Source organism: Paraconexibacter sp., from assembly GCF_041602235.1.
GTDB lineage: Bacteria > Actinomycetota > Thermoleophilia > Solirubrobacterales > Solirubrobacteraceae > Paraconexibacter.
Genome location: NZ_JBFIGP010000240.1, coordinates 1 through 5,900, shown reverse-complemented (window position 1 = coordinate 5,900; position 5,900 = coordinate 1). Strand labels below are relative to the sequence as shown.

The 5,900-nt window shown below is 70.2% G+C and carries 4 protein-coding genes and 1 pseudogene; all 5 read right to left on the bottom strand.

What is annotated here, in order from left to right; all coding sequences use genetic code 11:
* Positions 1–96 precede the first annotated feature (96 nt).
* Complete coding sequence (locus ABYE80_RS16030; RefSeq protein WP_372791308.1) at positions 97–873, bottom strand: hypothetical protein; 777 nt, start codon at positions 871–873, stop codon at positions 97–99.
* Positions 870–3,032, bottom strand: coding sequence for a hydantoinase B/oxoprolinase family protein (locus tag ABYE80_RS16025; protein ID WP_372791307.1), 2,163 nt, complete (start codon positions 3,030–3,032; stop codon positions 870–872). Before ABYE80_RS16025 ends, ABYE80_RS16030 begins: the two co-directional genes overlap by 4 nt.
* A 1-nt stretch (position 3,033) precedes the next feature.
* A complete protein-coding gene (locus ABYE80_RS16020; RefSeq protein ID WP_372791306.1) occupies positions 3,034–5,154 on the bottom strand; it encodes a hydantoinase/oxoprolinase family protein in 2,121 nt (706 codons plus the stop codon).
* Positions 5,154–5,495, bottom strand: a complete 342-nt coding sequence (locus ABYE80_RS16015; protein WP_372791305.1) for an acetone carboxylase subunit gamma — start codon at positions 5,493–5,495, stop codon at positions 5,154–5,156. The genes ABYE80_RS16020 and ABYE80_RS16015 overlap by 1 nt, the downstream gene beginning before the upstream one ends.
* Positions 5,495–5,900 (bottom strand): annotated as a pseudogene (locus ABYE80_RS16010) (hypothetical protein); the annotation flags it as partial. The pseudogene ABYE80_RS16010 and the gene ABYE80_RS16015, both read right to left, overlap by 1 nt.

Here is a 5,900-nt window from a genome sequence, read left to right as displayed (position 1 = left end):
CTTCCTGATCGGCGAAGTTCGAGGCGCAGGCATCCAGGACGCTGCCGTAGGACCTTCCGTACATGGTGTCTCTCTCCCGTTCGGTTCTCTCGAGGTTCAGCGCTGCGGGCCGTTGCGCTCGCCGGCCGAGCGCAGGACGGCCGGATCGCAGGAGGCGGGTACCGGGCCCGCGGTGACCAGCAGCGGCCCAGCGGCGCCGGGCGTCGCCAGGACGTCGGCGAACGTGGCGGCGGTGGCGAAGACCGCTGGGTCGACCAGGCCGTGCTGCGGGTCGGCGACCGCGCCGTAGCCGTCGACCTCGACCCGGCCGTCGTGACAGAGCGCCGCCGGCGTCCCGATCGTGCCGAGCCGTCGCACGAGGGGACGGTGTGCCGACGCGATGTCGGCCGGATCGAAGGCGCCGGGATCCGTCTCCCACACCAGGACGCGGTCGGCTCCGTGCTCGGCCAGCGCTGCCGCGTAGGCCGCGATCACGTCCGCGCTGACGTCGAGCAGATCGATGCCCTCGTCGCCCTGCGGATCGAGCTCGAAGGCCCGGCAGGCTGCCGCCGCGACGGTGGCGGGGCCGGTGACCGACGCCGCGACGACCACCCCGGGGAAGAGCCCGGCCAGCGTCCGCACGGCTTCACCGACCGCCAGTCCGGCCGGCGTCTGGGCGAGGACGACGTCGCCGACGGCGTCGACGTCCGACACGGGCCCGGTCAGGGCGGACGCCTCCAGGCCCAGGTCGTGGTGGCTGACGATCCAGTCGGGACGGGCCAGCTCGACCGCGTCCCGCAACGTGTAGGCCCACGTCGTGGGATCGTCGACGAGCGACGGGGACCGGCCCGTCAGCTCGGCGGCGACCTCGGACAGGACCGGCGCGAACGTCACTCGTCCTCCGCCCACTCCCACGCGCCCAGGAACGGCACGCCTTCCGGTGGCGCGTCCCGCCGCCAGCCGGCGACGAACTCGTCGTAGGGCAGACCCCGAGCGATCCGCGCCTTGCGGGCGGCCTCCCGGGCCGCGTCCGTCGCGGCGACGTCGGCGATGAGCGTCTGCGGGTCGTAGACGACGTGGTACACGGAGTCGGCCACGTCGGCGGAGATCAGCCCCCGCCGCAGATCGGTCATCACGTCCTGCGGCTCACGCTCGAGCGGATCGCCGTACCCGGCACCGCCGCCCATCCGCTGGATCCACAGCTCACCCTGACCGACGAGATCGGCGGGCCGGCACGGGGGCGTCACCTCGTAGGAGCCGGCGATCGGCTGCTGCTTGACCATCTCGACCGCGTCGAACGGGACGTCCTTGGCGCCTTCGCCGAGCGTCTTGAGCATCGCCTCGAGACCGCCCTCCGGCTTGACGACCGTGAGCGGCGAACACGGGTTGGCGTAGCCGCCGAACAGGCCGTTGTGGACCGGGAAGCGTCCCCCGCCGGAGGTCACCGCGAAGGCGAACATCGGGCTCTGGTAGAGCATGTAGGCCCACTCGACCGATGCTCCACCGCGGTACTTGCCGAACCCGTGGTTGTTCTCCGGGATGCGCCGCCACAGGCCGAGCACCGGGATCTCGGTCTCGCGATCCTCGATCTCACCCCAGTCGGCCATCGACGCGAAGAACGGGCCGGCCGCGTGCTCACCGTCGCGGTTGGAGTGCGCCCCACCCCCCATCGCGTTCAGCTCGACCGAGATGTTCGCGGTCGCCTGGACGTGCTGGGTGACCCCTCCGTACTGCAGCGTCGGGATCATCGAGTACCACGGCGCGATGACCTCGGTGGTCTCGGGCTTGCCGAACAGCGCCTTGGTGAAGCACGAGTGCGCGCCCGCGGCCAGGTAGAACACGGTCATCATCGACAGCGAGGTCGGATGATCGGTCGTCGCCGCGAACACCGACCCGGGTTCGATCTCGAAGTCGATCGCCGAGATGTACGCCGCGTTGCGTGGCAGGTCCGCCCAGATGAAGTTCATGAGGTCGTTGGCGATCATCGCCTTGGCCCCGTGCATCTGGGTGTTGATCGCACGATCGATCGCCGGCGCCGATCCGGCGGTCCGCAGCGTCAGCGTCGTCCCGCGCTTCTCGACCTCGCAGGCGACCTTGACGAGCCGCTCCTCCAGCAGCGTCGAGTCGGAGAACGTGACCGCCCGGTACACCCCGTCGGGCCAGGCGGTGAAGCGCCGCCGGACCTCGGCCTCGGTGTTCTCCAGCATCGACCGCAGCGTCGCGACCAGGAGCTCCGGCGACTGCTCGACCATCATCTCGTGGAGGCGCTGCACCACCTTGTGGCAGGCGGCGAGCTTCGAGCGCATGTCGATCAGCCACAGCAACGGGTCGCGCACGTGGTTCTGGAACAGGTTCACCGTGTCCCGCCGCAGCGTGTAGTTCTCGCCGACCTTCATCGGCGAGATCCGCAGACCCTCCTGGTACGGCGACGTCGCACGGGGCGCGAGGCCGCCCGGATCGGTCGCCGCGCCGTTCTCGCCCTCGTGGATCACGGCACCGACCCAGGCGATCTGCTCCCCCTCCCAGAACAGCGGAAGGAGCAGGGTGTGATCGGGGTTGTGCATGCCCCCGTAGTTGGCGTCGTTGTGGTAGAAGACGTCGCCTTCCTTGATCCCGACGGTGGGCTCGTCCCGCCACTTCTCGTGGATGAAGCGCGGCACCGGCGAGGCGGACGCCGAGAACACCTGCACGCCGCTGGACGTGCAGATCGCGAGGTCCCCGCCGAGCGTGTAGATGCCGACCGTGAGGTCGCCCCACTTCGCCGCAGGTGCCGCGCTGACCTGCTGCAGCATGTCCTTGGCGCTCTCGAGGATCGCCTCGATGCGGCTCTGCGCGACCGTCATCGCGACCTGGTCGGTGATGGTCTCCAGCGCACGGTCCTCACGCTCGGTGCGCGGCCGCAGGCTGTTGTCGCCCGTGATCGAGGGATCCGGCCCGTACATGACGGGCGCGCCGTCCATCAACTGGGCGAAGAACGCGTCGGCGTCGATGCCGGCACCTGCGGCCGGACGGTCCTCGCCGACGCCGGCGTCCGACGGTGTCGTGGTGCTCATGTCAGGCCTCCTGGGTGAGGGTGAAGAATCCGTACTCGTCCATCCGCCCGGTCCATCCGGGCTCGATCAGGACCGTCGTGTCCGAGGCTTCGACGACCGCGGGGCCGTCGATCTGGTGGCCCGGTCCGATCGCGGCGTAGTCGAACACCGGCGTGGGCGTGAATCCCTGCCCCTCCCACCAGCATTCGCGCTCTCCCGTCCGGGCTGCGTCCACGCCGCGGTCGACGTTCGCGAGGGGGGACAGGGACCAGCGCTCCCGCGGCACCCAGGCGCGAACCCGGACCGCGTCGATCGACACGCCGATCTCACGCGTGAGCGCGAGGTCGCCGAACCGGTCGGCGTACTCGTCGAAGTACGCCTGGATCACCGCGGCGAGGTCGTCGCGCGACTCGAGGCGATGCACGGGACTGGCGATCGTGATCACGTAGATCTGTCCCGTCGAGCGGATGTCCAGCTCGACGGTGAACCGGACCCGGTCACGCTCGTACCCCTCGTCCCCGAAGTCCGTGTAGGCCTTCTCCTTGAACTCGTCGACGATCACGTTGAACGCGTCGAAGTTCTCGAAGGCCTGCTTGGTCAGCGGGTTGAACAGCACGAACCAGGCGCTCTTCTCGTACACGTGCAGCAGCTCCAGGCCGGCTGCGCCCGAGGCGGAGAAGACCGAGGAGTGCGGCGGCACGACGACGCGCGTGGCGTTCAGCGCCGACGCGTATCCGCAGGCGTGCAGCGGACCACCACCGCCGTAGCTGAAGATCGTGAAGTCCGCCGGGTCGTAGCCCTTGAGCGTGATCTCCTTGAAGATCTCGTCGCCCATCTGCCGGTCCACCACGCGCCGGATGGCCCGCGCGGCCTCGACGGCGTCGAGCCCGAGCGGCTTGCCGACCTTGCGTTCGATCGCCCGCTCGGCGCGGCGCTTGTCGAGCGAGAACCCACCGCCGTGGTAGGTGTCGGGATCGAGGTAGCCGAGCACGAGGTTGGCGTCCGTGACCGTCGGCTCGGTGCCTCCCTGCCCGAAGCAGGCCGGACCGGGCGTGGACCCGGCGCTGCGCGGCCCGACCGCGACGCCCGCGACCGGATCGACCCGGGCGATGGATCCACCGCCGGCGCCGATCGCCTTCAGGTCCATCATCGGTGCCTGGACGCGCCAGCGGTCGATGACCGGGTTGAACTCGTAGAACCGCACCGACCCCTGGACGACGATGCCGACGTCGAAGGAGGTGCCTCCCATGTCCGTGGTCACGACCTTCTCGTAGCCGTGGTGCTGCGCGAGGTCACGGGCGCCGAACAGGCCGGAGACCGGACCCGCGTGCACCGTCTTGATCGGCGTGGTGCGCGCCAGGCTGCCCATCCCGCCGGTGTTGTGCACCATCAGCAGCTGACCCCGGTAGCCGCGCGACCGCAGTTCGTCCCGCAGGCCGGACAGCCGGTCGGACGTGAAGCGGTGCAGGTAGCCCTCGATGATCGCGGTCATCGTCCGCACGTACTCGCCGGACCGCCGGGAGACCTCGTGGCTGAGGATCGTCGGGAAGCGACCGAGGTACGCGCTCGGGAACTCCTCCTCGATGACCTCGCGGACGGCGATCTCGTGCGCAGGGTTGGTGTGCGCGTGGAGCAGTCCGACGATGAACCCGCGGACGCCGGCGTCGACCAGGTCGTAGACCCGCTCGCGGACCTCGTCGCGATCGATCGGGATCAGGGGCGTGCCGGCCCAGTCGATCCGCTCTCGGATCGCGGTGATGTGCTCCGGCGGGATGAGCGCCAGCGGCCGCTCGGCGCGGGCCAGGTCACGGGTCATCGTGGCCGGGAGTCCGTCGCCCCACTGGCGGCAGCGGCCGATCGTGACGGTGTCCTCGTGCCCCAGGGTCGTGATGAGCCCGAGCCGCGGACCGGTTCGCTCGATCAGCGCATTCGTGCCCAGCGTCGTCGCGTAGCGGATCGCCTGCGTGTCGGCGAGCAGCGAATCGGTGTCCGTCTCGAGCGTCGCCGCGATGTCCTCGACGGCCCGCATGAACCCCAGCGAGAGGTCGTGGTGGGTCGTCAGGGCCTTTGCCGTGGCGACCGTCCCGTCGACGGTCGCGAAGCAGTCGGTGAACGTGCCACCGATATCCACGTTGATCTCCATCACGCCTCCTCAGTTGCCGCAACGCTCGCCTTGAGCGCATCGATGTCGATCTGGATGTCATGGGTGAGCGGATGCCCGGGCGGGAGGTACTCGACCTCCACCTGGGCACCGCAACCCGGGCAGTAGCACTCGACGATCTGGCACCACTTGGCGTCCGGGGCCAGGGTCGAGTCGCCCTCGAACCCGGGCGGGTGAACCTCGGCGGGATCGCGAGCCGCGATCAGCAGCCCGCGCTTGTAGTTCTTGCGTGCGTCGCCGATCTCGTGATCGCAGCGGCGGCAGCGCCAGGTCTCGTCCTCGAGATCGATGGCCAGGTACTCCGTGACGACGTGACGGGACATCACGCCTCCTCTCGTGTCAGGCGCTCAGCGTTGTACTCGTCGATCCGCAAGGACCACCCGGGCGGGACCGCGCAGGTGGTCTCACCGGACTCCACCAGTGCTGGACCGGTGATCCGGGCGCCACGCGGAAGCTCGGCGCGGTCGAAGATCGCGGTCGTCACCGGGCCGTGATCGGGCCAGTGGACCTCGGTGTCGGCGGCCGGGGTCGGTGCGGACTCCGGTGCCTCCTGCGCGTCGAAGGCGAGGTGCGGCATCTCGCGCACGGCCTCCACGACCAGCGTGCTGGAGCCGTTGCTCCCGACGGTCCGGACGTCGAGCGTCACGTCGTCGGCGCCGAACCCCTCACCGCGCATGTCCCGCAGGGCCCGGGCGCGCAGCGCGTCCTCGTCGCCGACAGCGCCCTCG

What these genes read in the sequence shown, in the direction of transcription:
- ABYE80_RS16025 (WP_372791307.1), bottom strand. Translation starts at nt 3,032, where the DNA reads ATGAGCACCACGACACCGTCGGACGCCGGCGTCGGCGAGGACCGTCCG.
- ABYE80_RS16020 (WP_372791306.1), bottom strand. Translation starts at nt 5,154, where the DNA reads ATGGAGATCAACGTGGATATCGGTGGCACGTTCACCGACTGCTTCGCG.
- ABYE80_RS16015 (WP_372791305.1), bottom strand. Translation starts at nt 5,495, where the DNA reads ATGTCCCGTCACGTCGTCACGGAGTACCTGGCCATCGATCTCGAGGAC.